Source organism: Microvirga pudoricolor (assembly GCF_016892705.1).
Lineage (GTDB): Bacteria > Pseudomonadota > Alphaproteobacteria > Rhizobiales > Beijerinckiaceae > Microvirga > Microvirga pudoricolor.
Genome location: NZ_JAFEMB010000003.1, coordinates 13,693 through 30,359, shown reverse-complemented (window position 1 = coordinate 30,359; position 16,667 = coordinate 13,693). Strand labels below are relative to the sequence as shown.

The following is a 16,667-nucleotide window of genomic DNA, read 5'->3' as shown; positions in this document are numbered from 1 at the left end:
GAGACGCCGCTCAAGCGGCTCCTCAGGATGAGGTCGAGGGGAGGATGCGGCCTTCCTCAGGATGAGGGCTGTGAGTTTGAGGGCATGCGTTTCGTCAGGCATAGCCACCGGCCCCCAAAGACACTATCTCTTGCGGGTCCGTTTTCACGTCTGAGACCCCATGGCCACCTCCCGTCCCGTCCAAGCCGGCGACCACGTTTTCCTCGTCGATGGCTCCTCCTTCATCTACCGGGCCTACTTCCAGTCCATGAACCAGGATTCGAAGTACAACACCCGCATCTCGGACGGGATGCCGACCGGGGCCGTGCGGCTGTTCGTGTCGAAGCTCCTGCAATTCGTGCGCGACGGCGCGGCGGGGCTGAAGCCGACGCATCTGGCCATCGTGCTCGACAAATCGGAAGGTTCGTTCCGCAAGGAATTATACGAGGATTACAAGGGCCACCGCCCGGACGCGCCGAGCGACCTGAAGGTGCAGATGCCTCTCATGCGCGAGGCGATCCGGGCCTTCGGCATGGAGCCCGTGGAACTCCTGCGCTACGAGGCCGACGACCTCATCGCCACCTATACCCAGGAGGCCAAGGCCCGGGGCGCGGACGTGCTGATCGTGTCGTCCGACAAGGACCTGATGCAGCTCGTGGGCCCGAAGGTCTGCTTCTACGACTTCGAATCCGGCTCCAAGGGCAAGCCGGGCTACCGGCCCGAGCGCAACCTCGACGAGGCCGCCGTGACCGAGCGCTGGGAGGGCATCCCGCCGGAGAAGATCGGCGACGTTCTCGCCCTCATGGGCGACACCTCCGACAACGTGCCCGGCGTGCCCGGCATCGGCCTCAAGACCGCCGCCCAGCTCATCAAGGAGTTCGGCGACCTGGAGACGCTTCTGGAGCGCGCGCCGGAAATCAAGCAGCCCAAGCGCCGGGAGACGCTCATCAATAACGCGGAGACGGCCCGCCTGTCCAAGAAGCTGGTGACCCTCGATTGCGCGGCGCCGCTGCCCGTGCCCCTGGACGACCTGCGCGTGCCCGACCCCGATCCGAAGACGCTGATCGGCTTCCTGAAGGCCATGGAGTTCAACACCGTCACCCGGCGCGTGGCGGAGCTCTACGATGCCGACCCCACGGGCATCGAGCCCGATCCGCGCCTGATGCCCGGCGGCGAGGGCATTCGCTGGGAGGGGACCGGCACGCCCGTCGCCACCGACGACGCGGTGCCGTTCTTCGATAACCAGGCTGCGTCGGGGGAGGTCGACCCCTTCGCGGGCCTCGACCTGCCCGAGACCGCCACCCTCCGCAAACCCCTGGACGGCGTCGGCACCCCGGCCGCGATGGCGGGCCGCCGCGCCGCGGAGGCCTCTTCCCAGGCTTTCGACACGAGCGCCTACGAGACCGTCACAAGCCTGGAACGGCTCGAGGAATGGATCGCCAGCGCGCGCGAGCAGGGCTATGTGGCCGTCGATACCGAGACCAGCGCGCTCGACGCGAATCTCGCCGATCTGGTGGGCTTCTCGCTGGCCACGGAGGCCGGCAAGGCCTGCTACGTGCCGCTCCAGCACCGGGGCGATTCCGACCTCTTCGGCGGCGGCATGGTGCCGGGCCAATTGCCCATGGACCGGGCGCTCGAGGTCTTGAAGCCGCTCCTGGAGGATTCGTCGGTCCTCAAGATCGGCCAGAACATGAAATACGACTGGATCGTGTTCAAGCGCTACGGCATCGACGTGCGCCCCTATGACGACACGATGCTGATCTCCTACGTGCTCGACGCCGGCAAGGGCTCGCACGGCATGGACGAGCTCTCCCGGCGTCATCTCGGCCATTCGCCCATCAGCTTCTCGGATGTGGCGGGCACGGGCCGCAACAAGCTCACCTTCGACAAGGTGGAGCTGCAAAAGGCCACGGCCTACGCGGCCGAAGATGCGGACGTCACCTTACGCCTGTGGCAGATGCTGAAACCTCGTCTGGTGGGCGAGCGCCGCACCACGGTCTACGAGACCCTAGAGCGACCCATGGTGGATGTGATCGCCCGCATGGAGATGCGCGGCATCGCGGTAGACCGGCAGATCCTGTCGCGGCTGTCGGGCGACTTCGCCCAGACGCTGGCGCGCCTCGAGGACGAGATTCAGGAGATGGCGGGCGAGAAATTCGCCCTTGGGTCCCCGAAGCAGATCGGCGACATCCTGTTCGGCAAGATGGGCCTGCCCGGCGCCAAGAAGACGCCGTCGGGCCAATGGGCCACGCCCGCGACCCTGCTGGAGGAATTGGCGCAGGCCGGCCATGAGTTGCCCGAGAAGATTCTCGAATGGCGCCAGCTCTCGAAGCTGAAATCCACCTACACCGACTCGCTGCAGGAGCACCTGCACCCCGAGACCAAGCGGGTGCACACATCGTTCTCTCTCGCGGCCACGACCACGGGACGGCTGTCGTCCTCCGATCCCAACCTGCAGAACATTCCGATCCGCACCGAGATGGGCCGCAAGATCCGCAAGGCCTTCGTGGCGCCGGACGGCCACAAGATCATCTCGGCGGATTACAGCCAGATCGAATTGCGGCTGCTCGCGCACATCGCCGACATCCCGCAATTGCAGGAGGCGTTCGCGGAAGGAATCGACATTCACGCGGCCACGGCCTCGGCCATGTTCGGCGTGCCCCTCGACCAGATGACGGGCGACCTGCGCCGACAGGCCAAGACGATCAATTTCGGCATCATCTACGGCATCTCGGCCTTCGGGCTCGCGGTGAGGCTCGGCATTCCGAACACGGACGCGGCCGCCTTCATCAAGCAGTATTTCGAGCGCTTCCCCGGCATCCGCACCTATATCGACGAGACCAAGCGGTTCTGCCGCGACAAGGGCTACGTGACGACCCTGTTCGGGCGCGTCTGCCATTACCCGCAGATCAAGTCCAACAACCCGTCCGAGCGCGCGGGCGTGGAGCGCCAGGCCATCAACGCACCGATCCAGGGCACCGCCGCCGATATCATCCGCCGCGCCATGGCGCGGATGGAGGATGCGCTCAAGGCCGAGCGCCTCTCGGCCCGCATGCTCCTGCAGGTGCACGACGAACTGGTGTTCGAGGCGCCCGACGACGAGATCGACGCGACGCTGCCGGTGATCTCCCGCGTGATGACGGAAGCGCCCTTCCCGGCGGTCTCGCTGAAAGTGCCCCTGGCCGTCGAAGCCCGGGCGGCGCAGAACTGGGACGAGGCGCATTAGGGTCATGGGCTCGTTGGTTCAGATCCGTCCGGCACAGGAGCGCGATGCCGAGATCCTTTATGGCTTCACGGCCGGATTGATGGCCGATCACCTCCCGGGCCAAGCGCCGTGGACATCCGCAGAGCTCATCCGGGCTGGCGGGTTCGGGCCCGACCCGCTGTTCGAAGCTCTCATCGCCGAGAGGGACGGGCGGCCTGTCGGATTCGTGTCGTTCTTTCGCGGCTACGCTGGCTGGCGTGGACACCCGATGGGAATCGTCCATGCTCTCTACGTCACGCCGGGGAATAGGCGCACAGGAGCCGCCCGGGCTCTGATGGCCGCCGTCGCCCGCGAGGCTGTTGAACGAGGTTGGATCCGGATCGAGCTTTTCGTGGAGGAAGGGCGGCCTGCGATCAGGTTCTACGAAAGCCTTGGCATGCGCGACCTGCATCACCGTCACATGCGCCTCGACGGCGAAGCTTTGAACCGTCTTGCGGCGCTGGCTTGACCGAACGGGAGAGCGTCTGGGGCGTTTTCCCCCGGCACCAGGAGAACTCCATGCCCTATGAACTCTATTACTGGCCGATGATCCAAGGCCGCGGCGAGTTCGTGCGCCTCGCCCTGGAAGAGGCGGGCGCGGATTATGTCGACATCGCCCGCGAGCCTGACGACGAGGCCGGCATGGAGACCATGATGGGCTTCATGGGGGACAAGAATCTGAGGCACCCGCCCTTCGCGCCGCCTTTTCTGAAGGACGGCGACGTGGTCGTGGCCCAGACGGCCGCGATCCTTCTCTATCTCGGGCCGCGCCTGAATCTGGCGCCGGAGGACGAGGCCGGGCGGATCTGGACGCATCAGATCCAGCTCACGATCGCCGACATCGTGGCCGAGGCGCACGACACGCACCATCCGGTGGGCGTGGGCCTCTACTACGAGGACCAGAAGGCCGAGGCGGCGCGCCGGTCCGAGGATTTCCGCAAAAGCCGCATCCCGAAATACTTAAGCTGGTTCGAGACGGTCCTGGAGCGCAACACCTCCTCCAAGACGCATCTCGTCGGCCGCGCCGTCACCTATGCGGACCTGTCCCTGTTCCAGCTGGTGGACGGCCTTACCTACGCGTTCCCCAAGGCCACCAAACGGGCTCTCGCCAAGACGCCCCATGTGGCGGCCCTGCACGAGGCGGTGGCCCGCCGTCCCCGCATCGCGGCCTATCTGGCGAGCGACCGGCGCATCCCCTTCAACCAGGAGGGCATCTTCCGGCATTATCCGGAGCTCGACGGCTAGGATGGATGAACCGCTGGAGCGAGGCCTTGCCAGCAATCACGGGCGCGTTACCTGACGTTACGGAACCTTCACCGGGAGATCCGCCATGAGAACGCTAGCTGTTGCATCCGTGATGATCCTATGCGCCGGGGGCGCGATGGCGGCCGAGGCGAGTTGCAACGCCCAGGCCACCGAGAAGAAAATCTACGGAGCCGCCAAGACGAGCTTCATGACCAAATGCGAGCGCGACATGAAGGCGTCCTGCGACACCCAGGCCGCCGACAAGAAGCTCAGCGGCGCGGCCAAGACCAGCTTCACCAACAAGTGTGTCAAGGACTCGGTCGGCACCTGAGGGCCGAGCCAAGACAGGGTCCGACCTACTCGATAGTATCTTAATCTGGAGTCGGTCGTCCCCCTGTTCTATTCAAGATTGCTGCCGCGTGGCAAAGGCAGATGGGTCGCTCTTGCGCCTTTTCGCCAACTGGACGGCGCTTGACATACTGAGTAGTATCTTCCGTGATCGAGACGGCTGAAGCCGCATCCACGAGACCGGAGGAAACATGAGACGAACCTTCATCGGGTCGGCCGCGGCTTGGCTCGCGGCCATCGGCATCGGCGCCCTCGCGCTCTCGACGGCGGCCTTCGCGCAGGCCTACCCGCAGCGCCCCGTGACGGTCGTGGTGCCCTACGCGCCCGGCGGCGCCGGGGACGTGGTGGCGCGCCTCCTGGGCGTGCAGCTCGAGAAGGAGCTGGGCCAGGCCTTCGTCATCGAGAACAGGGCGGGCGCCAGCACCATGCTGGGCGCCGATTTCGTGCGACGGGCCGACAAGGACGGCTATACCCTCCTCTTCACGGCGGCCACCACCTTCGTGACCAACCCGCATCTCTTCGCCAAGATCACCTATCGCTACGAGGATTTCGCGCCGATCTCCCTCGTGGGCCGGGTGCCGTTCGTGTTCGCGGTCAAGAAGACCTTTCCGGCGAAGACCATCGGGGATTTCGTCACCCATGTGGGCCAGAAGCCCGGCGAGGTGTTCTACGGGACGCTCGGCCGGGGCAGCATCACCCATATCGTGGGCGAGCTGATGAATGCCGAGCTCAAGATCAAGATGGCGGACGTGCCCTACAAGGGCGCGGCGCCCGCCATGAACGACATCCTCAGCGGCAATCTCGACACGTATGTGGAATCGGTCGCCAACGCGACGCCGCTTCACAACAACGGCGACCTCAAAGTGATCGGCATCATGAGCCAGGAACGCTCGAAGCTCCTGCCGGACGTGCCCACCTTCGCGGAGGCGGGCTATCCCGGCGTGCTGGCCGACAGCTGGCTCGCGCTCTTCGCCCCGCAAGGGACGCCGCAGCCGATCATCGACCGGCTGAACGCGGCCGTGCACAAGGCGGCGCAATCGCCGCAATTCATCGAGGCCATGGCCAAGATCGGCAACACCGTGCAGCCGACCACGCCCGCCGAGCTCTCCGCCCTGGTGAAGGCGGAAAGCGACAAGTGGGGCGCCGTCATCAACACGCTCGGCATCAAGCTGGACTGAGATGAGCGCCAGCACCGCAGCCGAGGCGGTGCCCGAGAGCCGCCTCGACCCCGAGATGAAGGCGTATCTGGCCTCCAGCGCACGGGCGGCGGCCGGGTTCGGGGACCCGTTCCGGCTTCCCATCGACGAGGCGCGCGACGTGATCGAGCGGACGCAGCGCCCGTTCGCCGAGGGCGGGCCCGAGATGTTCGCCACGGACGAGGTCTGGGTGCCGATCCGGGGCCGCTTCATGCTGATGCGCCGCCATAAACCGGGGCCAGGCCCACGGCCCTGCCTCGTCTATTTCCACGGCGGCGGCTGGGTGTGGAACAGCATCTTCACCCACGACCGGGTCGCCCGGGAGCTGGCCGCGGCTTCGGGCTTCACAGTAATCGTGCCCGACTATGCCATGGCGCCGGAAACGCCCTTCCCGGGCCCGCTCGAGGATTGCGTCGCGGTGATCCGGCGGCTCCATGCGGATGCCCCAGCTCACGGCATCGACCCGGGCCGGATCCTCGTCGCGGGCGATTCCGCCGGGGCCAACCTGGCGCTGGCGGCAGCGCTCGCCCTGCGCGACCGGAACGAGCCCACCGTCAGGGGAGCGCTCCTGAACTACGGCGCCTTCGCGCCGAGTTTCGACACAGGCTCGTACCGGGCCTACGGCACCAGCACGCTCTCGCCCCAAACCTGGAAGATGGAATTCTTCTGGCGGCACTACCTGGCTTCGCCGGAGGATTATGCAAACCCTCTCGCGGCGCCCCTGCTGACCAGCCTGACAGGCCTGCCGCCCTTGCGCCTGCAGGTGGCCGAGCTCGACGTGCTGCACGACGAGAACCTTGCGCTGGCCGACAAAGCCCGCGCTCAGGGCGTCGCCACGGAAGTGGAAGTCTATCCGGGCGTCACCCACGGCTTCCTGCGCGCCGTCGGCCACGTGGAACAGGCCGCGCGGGCGATCCGGGACGGAGCGGATTGGCTGCGGCGGACGGCCGGACTTTAAGCCGCCAGCTTCCCCATCGCCTCGTTGAGGCATTGCACGCTCACGCTGCCCGCATGGGCCACGAGGCTGCAGCCCTTGGGCACCTCGCGCCAGCCGCGGCCCTTGTCGTCGATGGGTTCGGACACCACCAGGAGATTGCCGTCAGCCTCGCGGAAATAGAGGGTCGGGGGGTGGCCGTCGCAGGCCCAGCGATAGGCCCAGAGACTCTCGCCGTTCGTGAAGGCGGCGGTGAAGCGCAAGGGTTCTTCGATGCGGGCCTCCGTCATCAGGCCCCGGATCCGCTTGAGGGTGCGGGCCATGGCCTGCACGGGCTCGTCCGTCAGGCCGTGGGCGAGGGCCACGAGGAAGATCGCCTCCGAATCCGTGGTGCCGAGGCGCCGGTCGTAGAGGTCGTCCGGGATCAGGGCCTCGAGCCGCCGCTTGATGCGGGCATAGCCGCCGATCTGGCCGTTATGCATGAACAGATGCCCCCCATGGGCGAAGGGATGGCAGTTGGCCCGCGTGGTGGAGGTGCCCGTGGAGGCCCGCACATGGGCGAAGAACAGGGGCGAGCGCACCTGCTCGCACAGGCTTCTCAGGTTCTCGTCCGACCAGGCCGGGCGCACCTCCCGGTAGAGGCCGGGCTCCGGCCGCTCGCCGTACCAGCCGATGCCGAAGCCGTCCCCATTGGTCTCGGTCTTGGCCTCCGCCGCGTGAAGCGACTGGTGGACCAGGGAATGCGCCGGGGCGCAGACGAGATCGGACAGGAAGGTCGGTTCACCCCGGTAGGCAAGGAAGCGGCACATGGTGTTCAGGCCCCAGACGCGTTCGGCGCTCTCAGATGAAGGTTCTTAACATTGTTTCCAACAGGGTGAACAGCCGGTTAACGGAGAGCCCGTTGCGACAATCGGGCCTGTCCCCTACAACGGCTTGCCGGACAGGAAAAAGCCGAAAAACCGGGCGGGGGATCCATTCATGTTGCGTGCGTTGACGATCAGCCTTGCCGCCGCCCTGGCCTTGATGCCGGAAGCGGCCTTTGCGGCAGACCTCGACGGCCGGACGCTTGGCCTCGCCTGGGCGATCCCCTTCGTGGGCATGCTCCTGTCCATCGCCCTCGGGCCCCTCATCGCGCCCCATGCCTGGGAGCATCACCAGGGCAAGATCGCAGCCCTCTGGGCTCTCCTCGTCCTGGTCCCGCTGGCCCTGACGGCGGGCTCGGCGACGGCGGGCCAAGCCCTCGTGCATACCCTGCTGCTCGAATACATTCCCTTCATCGTGCTGCTGCTGGCGCTCTTCACGGTGGCGGGCGGCATCCTGATCAAGGGCAACATCCATGGCGCGCCGGTCGCCAACACGGTGCTGCTCGCGATCGGCACGGCGCTCGCCAGCGTCATCGGCACCACGGGCGCCTCCATGGTGATGATCCGTCCCGTGCTGCGCGCCAACGACGACCGGCGGCACAACGCCCACGTGGTCGTGTTCTTCATCTTCCTGGTGTCCAACATCGGCGGGTCGCTCACACCCTTGGGCGACCCGCCTCTCTTTCTGGGGTTCCTGCGGGGGGTCGACTTCTTCTGGACCACCACGCATCTCTTCCCCGAGACCCTGTTCGCCACGGCGGTGCTGCTCGCCCTGTTCTTCGCCCTCGACACCTGGCTCTACCGGCGGGAGGGCCGCATCAAGCCGGATCCGACGCCGGACAGCCGCGTGACGATCAAGGGCGGGATCAACTTCCTGCTCATCGCGGTGATCATTGGCGCCATCCTCATGAGCGCGCGGCTCGACATCATCCGCTTCACGGTGTTCGGCGTCGAGATCGAGGGCGGCAACGTGCTGCGCGACATCGTCATGGTGGCCGTGACGGTGGCGTCCCTCGTCCTGACGCCCAAGGCCGACCGGGAGGCCAACGGCTTCAACTGGGGGCCCATCGTGGAGGTCGCCAAGCTCTTCGCGGGCATCTTCATCACCATCATCCCGGTGCTCGCCATGCTGAAGGCGGGCTCGGCCGGCGTCTTCGCGCCTCTCGTTGCCCTCGTGACGAACCCGGACGGGGGCGCCAACAACGCCGCCTATTTCTGGCTCACCGGCGGCCTGTCGTCGTTCCTCGACAACGCTCCCACTTATCTGGTGTTCTTCGAGTTGGCGGGCGGCAATCCGCAGGTGCTGATGAATGCGGGCGCCATGACGCTGGCGGCCGTCTCGGCGGGCGCGGTGTTCATGGGGGCGAACTCCTATATCGGCAACGCGCCCAATTTCATGGTCTACGCCATCGCGCGCCAGGGCGGCGTCCGGATGCCGAGCTTCTTCGGCTACCTCCTGTGGTCGGGCGCGATCCTGGTGCCGCTGTTCCTGGTCATGACCGTCCTCTTCTTCAGGGGGTGAGGAATCACAGGCGCTCCGCCACGTCCTCGGCCAGGGACAGGGACGAGGTGAGGCCGGGGCTCTCGATCCCGAACAGGTGGACGAGGCCCGGCAATCCGTGCTCCGCCGGTCCGTCGATGAGGAAGTCGGCGGCCTTCTCGCCGGGGCCGGTCAGCTTGGGCCGGATGCCGGAATAGTCCGGCACCAAGGCGCCGTCCGGCAGGCCCGGCCAGTAGCGCCGGATCGAGGCGTAGAAGCTCTCGGCCCGTTTCGGATCGACCTCGTAAACCTCCCGTTCGATCCATTCCACGTCGGGCCCGAACCGCATGCGGCCGCTCAGATCCAGGGTGACGTGGGTGCCCAGTCCCCCATCGACGGGGGCCGGATAGATCAGGTGCGAGAAGACCGGCCTGACGGCGCATCCGAAATAGTTGCCCTTGGCGAGCACGAGCTTCGGCACGCGCTCCGCCGGATAGCCCTCGGTCGCCCGGGCGAGGCCCTGCGCGCCGAGGCTGGCGGCGTTCACCACCGCGTCGACCGGCAGGATCGCGGGGTCCGCGCCGCCCACATGAGCCTCCCAGCCCGCGCCGGAGCGCCCGATACGCTCCACCGGCGCCCGCAACGCCACGACGCCGCCCGCGTCCTCGAGATCCCCCTGCAGGGCCAGCATGAAGGCATGGCTGTCGATGATGCCGGTCTCCGGCGACAGCACCGCCCCAGTGCAGGCGAGGTGCGGCTCGAGCGCGCGCGCCTCCTCACCGGTGAGAAACCGCAGGCCCTCGACGCCGTTGGCGATCCCCTGCTCGTAGATGCCTTCGATCTTGGCCTGCTCAAGATCGTTCGTCGCCACGATGAGCTTGCCGCAGCGGCGGTGCGGCACGCCGTGGCTCGCGCAGAAATCGTAGAGCATCCGACGCCCGTTCACGCAGTGGCGGGCGCGCAGGGAATCGGCCGGATAGTACATCCCGCCATGGATGACCTCGCTGTTGCGCGACGAGACGCCGTTGCCGATGCCGCCGGTCGCTTCAGCGACGATGACCGCATGCCCGCGCAGGGCCAGCGCCCGCGCGATGGCGAGACCGACGACACCGGCTCCGATCACGAGAACGTCCATGCGTGGCCCTCATAAGAAAAACGGCGATCCTCAAGGGATCGCCGTGCATTTAGTCTGAGCTACACGCCTCTCAGGCCGCGATGGACATCTGGGGTGCGGCGTTGCGCACGTCCTCGTCCACGTGGCCCTCGAAGCGCTTGAAGTTCTCGTTGAACATGTCCACGAGACGCTTGGCCGTCTGGGCGAAGGCCGCCTTATCCTGCCAGGTCTTGACCGGATACAAGATGTGCGGCTCGACGCCGGGCACCGATGTGGGCACCGCAAATCCGAAATAGGGATCGCGCCGGAAATCCGCCCGGGACAGGGAGCCGTCCAGCGCCGCCGTCAGCAGCCGGCGGGTGACACGGATCGGCATGCGCCGCCCGACGCCGTACTTGCCGCCGGTCCAGCCCGTGTTGACGAGCCAGCAATCCACCGAATGCTTCGCGATGAGGTCGCGCAGGAGGTTGCCGTACTCGGAGGGATGGCGCGGCATGAAGGGCGCTCCGAAGCAGGTCGAGAACGTGGCCTCCGGGTCCTTCACGCCCTTCTCGGTGCCGGCCACCTTGGCGGTATAGCCCGACAGGAAGTGGTACATGGCTTCCGCCGGGGTGAGCTTGGCGATGGGCGGCAGCACCCCGAAGGCGTCGCAGGTGAGCATCACGATGTTCTTCGGAATGCCCGCCCGGCCCGTCTCGCTCGCGTTGGGGATGAAGTCGAGCGGATAGGCGCAGCGCGTGTTCTCCGTGCGCGAGGCATCGTCGAAATCCGGCACGCGGGTCACGGGGTCGACCGAGACGTTCTCCAGCACCGTTCCAAAGCGTTCCGTGGTGGCGAAGATCTCGGGCTCGGCCTCGCGGGACAGGCGGATCGTCTTGGCGTAGCAGCCGCCCTCGAAGTTGAACACGCCCTTGGGGGCCCAGCCATGCTCGTCGTCGCCGAGCAGGATGCGGTTGGGATCCGCCGACAGGGTGGTCTTGCCGGTGCCGGACAGGCCGAAGAACACCGCCACGTCACCGCCATGGCCCACATTGGCCGAGCAGTGCATCGGCATGACCTTCGCGGCCGGCAGGGTGTAGTTGAGATAGGTGAAGACGGACTTCTTCATCTCGCCCGCATAGGACGTACCGCCGATGAGCACGATCTTGCGGGTGAAGTCGACGGCGATCACCGTTTCGGTGCGGCAGCCGTGGCGGGCCGGATCGGCCTTGAAGGACGGCAGGTCCACGATGGTGAGGTCGGGCGCGTAGGCCGCCAGTTCGCTCATGTCGGGACGGATGAGCAGGTTGCGGATGAACAGCGAATGCCAGGCGTATTCGGTGAACACCCGCGCCCGGACCCGGTGGGCCGGATCGGCGCCGCCGTAGAGGTCCTGGGCGAAGAGCTCCTTGCCCTCCGCGTGGGCCAGGAAGTCGGCCAGGAGGGTCTCGAAATGGCCCGGCGTGATGGCGCCGTTGTTGTCCCACCAGACGGTGCTCTCGGTGGCGTCGTCGCGCACCACGAACTTGTCCTTGGGCGAGCGGCCCGTGTGAACGCCCGTCTCGGCCAGGAGCGCGCCGCCCTTCACGAGGCGGGTCTCGCCGCGCTTGAGGGATTCCTCGTAGAGGGCGGGCGCCTCGAGGTTCCAGTAGACCCGCTTGAGATTGCGGAAGCCGAAAGTCTCAGCGCCCTGCGCGCTGTTGAAGACGCCGATGGTGTCCACTCAATTTCCTCCTGGGGGCGGTGTTCTGTCGGGCTCGAAGGCCGGACCGCCGGGATGACATGAGGCGATGTTTAAGACACGGGCCGGCCCCGTCAACCGAGACCGTTCCATTTCATTCCATTTTCCTAGACGCATCCGCCAATTCCTTGAGAATCCGGCGTAACCCGCCCGGATCGGTGATCCGCTCCGGGAACGAAATCCTGGCCTGCCGGTCCCCCAGCGCCAGGTCGAGGCCCTCCGGGTCGAGGCCGGTGGCGTGCCAGGGCCCGGGTTCGAGCCCCGCGAGCTTGACGGCGTAGAGATTCAGGGCCTCGCCGTGATCCTCGTTCATGTGGGCCACCGCGCCGGCCTCGGCCTCCAGCAGGCTCTCGGCTCCGGACAGGTCCGTGCGCAGGTCCTGCGCCGCGAGCGTGGCCGCCCGGGCGAAGCCGCCGTTGAGGTGGCCCGAGGCGATGTCGATCCTCCAGAAGGAGAAATCCGGAAAATCCACGTAGAGCTTGGCTTTCGGGTGCCGGGCCAGGAAGCGCGCCCGCACCCGGGGCATCGCCGTGCGGGTGGCCCGCCCGAGAACGGTCAGGCGCGGATGGGCCAGGGGATCGCCCCGCCCGGAGGCCGCCAGGAGCAGCGACACCCGCGCGTCCCGGTCGAGATTAGCCGTATGGGCCGAGAGACGGGACGTCAGGATCAGGGGCGAGCCGTCGCTGTCGGTGGCTACCGTCACCAGGGTCGTGAAAGGATACCCCGCCGGATCCAGGGTGCCGAGCGCGCCCGCCCGCACCTCGCGCAGAAGCCGCTTGGCCAAGAGCCTCCCGTCGAAGGGCTCTTGGGTGTCGGTTGCGTTGGCCATGGCGTCGTCCTCCCCGCAAACATCCGGCGAATCGGCCCCGTGTCGACCCTGACTAGCCCTAAAATCCTAATCGGAAGCGGCCTCCCCTGGAACCGGCTGGGGGCGGACCTTACTTATGCCACGAGAAAGGCGCAGTTGGGCGCATGGGTGTGAACGCCCGAGCTTCCTCGGAAGCCGGGCGTGACGGCCTGTTGTAGAAGGAAGAGTTCATGCCGACGATTGCTCTCGTCGATGACGACCGCAACATCCTGACCTCCGTGTCCATCGCCCTGGAGGCGGAAGGCTACCGGATCCAGACCTACACGGACGGGGCCTCGGCCCTCGACGGTCTGAAGCACGCGCCGCCCGACCTTGCGATCTTCGACATCAAGATGCCCCGCATGGACGGCATGGAACTCCTGCGCCGCCTGCGCCAGAAGTCCGACCTGCCCGTGATCTTCCTGACCTCGAAGGACGAGGAGATCGACGAGTTGTTCGGCCTCAAGATGGGCGCCGACGACTTCATCCGTAAACCCTTCTCCCAGCGCCTCCTGGTCGAGCGCGTGAAGGCGGTGCTGCGCCGCTTCGCTCCCAAGGACCAAACCGTTCCCCGGGAGGCCGACGCCAAGGCCCTGGAACGCGGCCAGCTCGTCATGGACCCGGAACGCCATGCCTGCACCTGGAAGGGCGAGCCCGTGACGCTCACGGTCACGGAATTCCTGATCCTCCAGGCGCTCGCCACCCGGCCCGGGGTCGTGAAGAGCCGCAACGCCCTCATGGACGCGGCCTATGATGATCAGGTCTACGTGGACGACCGCACCATCGACAGCCACATCAAGCGCCTGCGCAAGAAGTTCAAGGTGGTTGACCAGAACTTCGAGATGATCGAGACCCTCTACGGCGTCGGCTACCGGTTCAAGGAAGCGTGACGCATTCGCCCGCAAGGCGGCCAAAGCCCCCTCAGGGGGCTGAACGCCCCTTGACGGAGCCAGGAGCGCCACCGGAACGGCATGAAGGCTGACCCTGTCCAGATCGAGGCCGCGGGCGACGAGCCGGCCGCGCCTCAGGGCTTCCTCGCCCGCCTGCGGTCCTTCGGCCGGATGCTGGCGCAGCGCGCCTCGTCGAGCCTGACGCGGCGCATCGTGGTGCTCAACCTCGCGGGCCTCGTGACCCTGCTGGTGGGCTTCCTGTACCTCAACCAGTTCCGCGAGGGCCTGATCGAGGCGCGGGTTCAGAGCCTCTTGATCCAGGGCGAGATCATCGCGGGCGCCATCGCGTCCTCGGCCACCGTCAACACCAACACCATCACCATCGATCCGGACAAACTCCTGCAGATGCAGGCGGGCCAGACCGAGAATCTCGGAGACGAGACCCCGTCGGGGCTGGAATTCTCCATCAACCCGGAGCGGGTGGCGCCGCTCCTGCGCCAGCTCGTGACGCCCACGGGCACCCGCGCCCGCATCTATGACCGGGACGGCGCCCTTCTGATGGATTCCCGGGCCCTCTATTCCCGTGGCGATATCCTGCGCCTCGACCTGCCGCCGGTGGTGACGGAAGAGGATGTGAGCTTCCTGGAGCGGAGCTGGAACACCCTGCGCAACCTGTTCCGCCGCAAGCGCCGCCCGGTGCCGGAGGAGATCGGCCCCGTGAACGGCAATTCGCTCGCGGAGGTGAAACAGGCCATGGGCGGGCAGCGCGCCAACGAGGTGCGCATCAACCAGCGCGGCGAGACCATCGTGTCCGTGGCGGTGCCGATCCAGCGCTTCCAGGCCACCCAAGGGGTGCTGCTCCTGTCCACGCAAGGGGGCGACATCGATTCCATCATCGCGTCCGAGCGCATCGCCCTGCTGCAGGTCTTCCTGATCGCGGCCTTCGTGATGACGGTCCTGTCCCTGCTGCTCGCCGGCGCCATCGCGGGGCCGGTGCGCCGCCTCGCCGAGGCGGCCGAGCGCGTCCGCTGGGGCACCAAGTCCCGCCAGGAAATCCCGGATTTCACCCGGCGTTCGGACGAGATCGGCCACCTGTCCGGGGCGCTCCGGGATATGACCCGGGCGCTCTACAACCGCATCGACGCCATCGAGAGCTTCGCGGCCGACGTGGCGCACGAGCTCAAGAATCCCCTCACGTCCCTGCGCAGCGCCGTGGAGACCCTGCCCCTCGCCCGCAGCGACGAATCGCGGGGACGCCTCATGTCGATCATCCAGCACGACGTGAAGCGCCTCGACCGTCTCATCAGCGACATCTCCGATGCCTCGCGCCTCGATGCGGAGCTCGCCCGCGCCGACGCAGAACCCGTGGACATGGCACGTCTCCTGGAGGCGGTGGTCGCGGTCGCCAACGAACGGCGGCGAGAGGGTGAACCCGTGATCCGGCTGGCGATCGAGCGCCAGAACGCGGGTCGCGCCGCGTTCTTCACGCTCGGCCACGACAGCCGCCTGGGCCAGGTGTTCAACAACCTGATCGACAACGCCCGCTCCTTCTCGCCCCCGGACGGTCACGTGACCGTGACCCTGCGGCGGCGGCGGCAGGAGATCGAGGCGGTCGTGGAGGACGAGGGACCCGGCATCGACCCCGACGCCCTCGACCGGATCTTCGAGCGTTTCTACACCGACCGGCCCGACCAGGGCTTCGGGCAGAATTCGGGCCTCGGTCTGTCGATCTCCCGGCAGATCATCGAGGCGCACCGCGGCACGATCCGGGCCGAGAACCGGCCGGGGCCTCCGGACGAGGACGGCGCGCCGACCCGCCTCGGCGCCCGCTTCGTCATCCGCCTGCCCGCCGGCGAGCGGAATGCCTGAGACCGTCCATGCGGGGTGCGTGACCGTCGGCGAGGCCGGAATCCTCATCCGGGGGGCGTCCGGCGCGGGCAAATCGAGTTTGGCGCGGGAACTCCTTTTGCACGCCTGCAAGATGAATTTGTTCGCCGTTCTGGTGAGCGACGACCGCACTCGGCTCGAAGCCCGGCACGGACGGCTGATCGCGCGGCCGGTGCCGGACATCGCCGGGCACCTGGAGGTCCGGGGCGTGGGGATCGTGCATCAAGCCTTTGAACCGTCGGCGGTTCTCCGGCTCGTGGTCGATCTCTCGGCCGGGGAGCCGGAGCGTTACCCGGAGGGCGATGACAGGTTCGTGACCCTGTGCGGCGTCGTGCTCCCTCGCCTTCGGGCCCGAACCGGGGCACCGTTGGCCGATATCGTTCTGGGAGCTTTGACCGGGGAGGATGACCTCCCTGTCGTGACACTGTGATGAACTTTTCCTCTCAATGCTCTTGCGCTTGGCTTCGCGGTGCACAAAATAGCGGCTCCGCTCCCCGGGGCGTTTGGACCAGAAAATTATGATTGGCATGGTGCTCGTCACCCACGGGCAGCTCGCGACGGAGTTCAAGGCCGCGCTTGAGCATGTGGTGGGACCCCAGGAGCAGCTCGAAACGATTACGATCGGCCCCGACGACGACATGGAGACGCGGCGCAAGGACATCATGGCCGCCGTCTGCCGCGTCAACGACGGACACGGGGTCGTGGTCCTGACCGACATGTTCGGCGGCACGCCCTCGAACCTCGCCCTCTCCTGCATGAACGGCGGCACCGTCGAGGTCGTGGCCGGCATCAACCTGCCCATGCTCATCAAGCTGGCGAGCGTGCGCGACGAACAAACCCTGGGCGATGCCGTCTTTCACGCCCAGGAAGCGGGCCGGAAATACATCAACATCGCGTCCCGCGTCCTGTCCGGAAAGTAA

General features: G+C 67.0%; 15 protein-coding genes. 11 read left to right on the top strand and 4 right to left on the bottom strand.

The window, feature by feature from the left end:
• Positions 1 to 160: 160 nt before the first annotated feature.
• The 6 genes from polA (at position 161) to ILT42_RS11810 (ending at position 6,970) form a co-directional block, all read left to right on the top strand.
• Positions 161 to 3,205, top strand: coding sequence for a DNA polymerase I (polA, locus tag ILT42_RS11835; RefSeq protein ID WP_204215815.1), 3,045 nt, complete (start codon positions 161 to 163; stop codon positions 3,203 to 3,205).
• 4 nt (positions 3,206 to 3,209) lie between these two features.
• The gene (locus ILT42_RS11830) at positions 3,210 to 3,692 is read left to right on the top strand and encodes a GNAT family N-acetyltransferase (RefSeq protein WP_204215814.1); all 483 of its coding nucleotides are present in this window, start codon (positions 3,210 to 3,212) and stop codon (positions 3,690 to 3,692) included.
• A gap of 50 nt (positions 3,693 to 3,742) precedes the next feature.
• Positions 3,743 to 4,468: a glutathione S-transferase gene (locus ILT42_RS11825; RefSeq protein ID WP_204215813.1), complete on the top strand. Its 726-nt coding sequence runs from the start codon at positions 3,743 to 3,745 to the stop codon at positions 4,466 to 4,468.
• 85 nt (positions 4,469 to 4,553) lie between these two features.
• Positions 4,554 to 4,799 (top strand): PsiF family protein, encoded by a 246-nt coding sequence (locus ILT42_RS11820; RefSeq protein ID WP_204215812.1) that lies wholly within the window; start codon positions 4,554 to 4,556, stop codon positions 4,797 to 4,799.
• Between the two features lie 208 nt (positions 4,800 to 5,007).
• Positions 5,008 to 5,994: a Bug family tripartite tricarboxylate transporter substrate binding protein gene (locus ILT42_RS11815; protein WP_204215811.1), complete on the top strand. Its 987-nt coding sequence runs from the start codon at positions 5,008 to 5,010 to the stop codon at positions 5,992 to 5,994.
• A 1-nt stretch (position 5,995) separates the two neighbouring features.
• Positions 5,996 to 6,970, top strand: coding sequence for an alpha/beta hydrolase (locus ILT42_RS11810; RefSeq protein WP_204215810.1), 975 nt, complete (start codon positions 5,996 to 5,998; stop codon positions 6,968 to 6,970).
• Here ILT42_RS11810 and ILT42_RS11805 read toward each other — a convergent pair.
• Positions 6,967 to 7,755, bottom strand: coding sequence for a class II glutamine amidotransferase (locus ILT42_RS11805; protein ID WP_204215809.1), 789 nt, complete (start codon positions 7,753 to 7,755; stop codon positions 6,967 to 6,969). The two genes, ILT42_RS11810 and ILT42_RS11805, sit on opposite strands and share 4 nt — an antisense overlap.
• Before the next feature lie 169 nt (positions 7,756 to 7,924).
• Between ILT42_RS11805 and ILT42_RS11800 the strand changes: the two genes are divergently transcribed.
• The gene (locus ILT42_RS11800) at positions 7,925 to 9,331 is read left to right on the top strand and encodes a sodium:proton antiporter (RefSeq protein ID WP_204215808.1); all 1,407 of its coding nucleotides are present in this window, start codon (positions 7,925 to 7,927) and stop codon (positions 9,329 to 9,331) included.
• Between the two features lie 4 nt (positions 9,332 to 9,335).
• Here ILT42_RS11800 and ILT42_RS11795 read toward each other — a convergent pair whose 3' ends face one another.
• The 3 genes from ILT42_RS11795 to ILT42_RS11785 all read right to left on the bottom strand — a co-directional run bounded on the left by ILT42_RS11795 (position 9,336) and on the right by ILT42_RS11785 (position 12,952).
• On the bottom strand, positions 9,336 to 10,424 hold the full coding sequence (locus ILT42_RS11795; RefSeq protein ID WP_204215807.1) for an NAD(P)/FAD-dependent oxidoreductase: 1,089 nt from the start codon (positions 10,422 to 10,424) through the stop codon (positions 9,336 to 9,338).
• A gap of 70 nt (positions 10,425 to 10,494) precedes the next feature.
• Complete coding sequence (locus ILT42_RS11790) at positions 10,495 to 12,105, bottom strand: phosphoenolpyruvate carboxykinase (protein ID WP_204215806.1); 1,611 nt, start codon at positions 12,103 to 12,105, stop codon at positions 10,495 to 10,497.
• Between the two features lie 112 nt (positions 12,106 to 12,217).
• On the bottom strand, positions 12,218 to 12,952 hold the full coding sequence (locus tag ILT42_RS11785) for a HugZ family pyridoxamine 5'-phosphate oxidase (protein ID WP_204215805.1): 735 nt from the start codon (positions 12,950 to 12,952) through the stop codon (positions 12,218 to 12,220).
• Positions 12,953 to 13,161: 209 nt separating this feature from the next.
• Between ILT42_RS11785 and ILT42_RS11780 the strand changes: the two genes are divergently transcribed.
• The 4 genes from ILT42_RS11780 (at position 13,162) to ILT42_RS11765 (ending at position 16,667) form a co-directional block, all read left to right on the top strand.
• On the top strand, positions 13,162 to 13,860 hold the full coding sequence (locus tag ILT42_RS11780) for a response regulator transcription factor (protein ID WP_204215804.1): 699 nt from the start codon (positions 13,162 to 13,164) through the stop codon (positions 13,858 to 13,860).
• A gap of 81 nt (positions 13,861 to 13,941) precedes the next feature.
• Positions 13,942 to 15,729 carry a stimulus-sensing domain-containing protein gene (locus ILT42_RS11775; protein ID WP_204215803.1) on the top strand — a complete coding sequence of 596 codons (1,788 nt, stop codon included), beginning with the start codon at positions 13,942 to 13,944 and terminating at the stop codon, positions 15,727 to 15,729.
• Positions 15,722 to 16,177, top strand: a complete 456-nt coding sequence (locus tag ILT42_RS11770) for an HPr kinase/phosphorylase (RefSeq protein ID WP_204215802.1) — start codon at positions 15,722 to 15,724, stop codon at positions 16,175 to 16,177. Before ILT42_RS11775 ends, ILT42_RS11770 begins: the two co-directional genes overlap by 8 nt.
• 88 nt (positions 16,178 to 16,265) lie before the next feature.
• Positions 16,266 to 16,667: a PTS sugar transporter subunit IIA gene (locus ILT42_RS11765; protein ID WP_229428610.1), complete on the top strand. Its 402-nt coding sequence runs from the start codon at positions 16,266 to 16,268 to the stop codon at positions 16,665 to 16,667.

What these genes read in the sequence shown, in the direction of transcription:
- ILT42_RS11815 (WP_204215811.1), top strand. Translation starts at nt 5,008, where the DNA reads ATGAGACGAACCTTCATCGGGTCGGCCGCGGCTTGGCTCGCGGCCATC.
- ILT42_RS11770 (WP_204215802.1), top strand. Translation starts at nt 15,722, where the DNA reads ATGCCTGAGACCGTCCATGCGGGGTGCGTGACCGTCGGCGAGGCCGGA.
- ILT42_RS11780 (WP_204215804.1), top strand. Translation starts at nt 13,162, where the DNA reads ATGCCGACGATTGCTCTCGTCGATGACGACCGCAACATCCTGACCTCC.
- ILT42_RS11775 (WP_204215803.1), top strand. Translation starts at nt 13,942, where the DNA reads ATGAAGGCTGACCCTGTCCAGATCGAGGCCGCGGGCGACGAGCCGGCC.
- ILT42_RS11830 (WP_204215814.1), top strand. Translation starts at nt 3,210, where the DNA reads ATGGGCTCGTTGGTTCAGATCCGTCCGGCACAGGAGCGCGATGCCGAG.
- ILT42_RS11805 (WP_204215809.1), bottom strand. Translation starts at nt 7,755, where the DNA reads ATGTGCCGCTTCCTTGCCTACCGGGGTGAACCGACCTTCCTGTCCGAT.
- ILT42_RS11825 (WP_204215813.1), top strand. Translation starts at nt 3,743, where the DNA reads ATGCCCTATGAACTCTATTACTGGCCGATGATCCAAGGCCGCGGCGAG.
- ILT42_RS11795 (WP_204215807.1), bottom strand. Translation starts at nt 10,424, where the DNA reads ATGGACGTTCTCGTGATCGGAGCCGGTGTCGTCGGTCTCGCCATCGCG.
- polA (WP_204215815.1), top strand. Translation starts at nt 161, where the DNA reads ATGGCCACCTCCCGTCCCGTCCAAGCCGGCGACCACGTTTTCCTCGTC.
- ILT42_RS11800 (WP_204215808.1), top strand. Translation starts at nt 7,925, where the DNA reads ATGTTGCGTGCGTTGACGATCAGCCTTGCCGCCGCCCTGGCCTTGATG.
- ILT42_RS11810 (WP_204215810.1), top strand. Translation starts at nt 5,996, where the DNA reads ATGAGCGCCAGCACCGCAGCCGAGGCGGTGCCCGAGAGCCGCCTCGAC.
- ILT42_RS11765 (WP_229428610.1), top strand. Translation starts at nt 16,266, where the DNA reads ATGATTGGCATGGTGCTCGTCACCCACGGGCAGCTCGCGACGGAGTTC.
- ILT42_RS11785 (WP_204215805.1), bottom strand. Translation starts at nt 12,952, where the DNA reads ATGGCCAACGCAACCGACACCCAAGAGCCCTTCGACGGGAGGCTCTTG.
- ILT42_RS11820 (WP_204215812.1), top strand. Translation starts at nt 4,554, where the DNA reads ATGAGAACGCTAGCTGTTGCATCCGTGATGATCCTATGCGCCGGGGGC.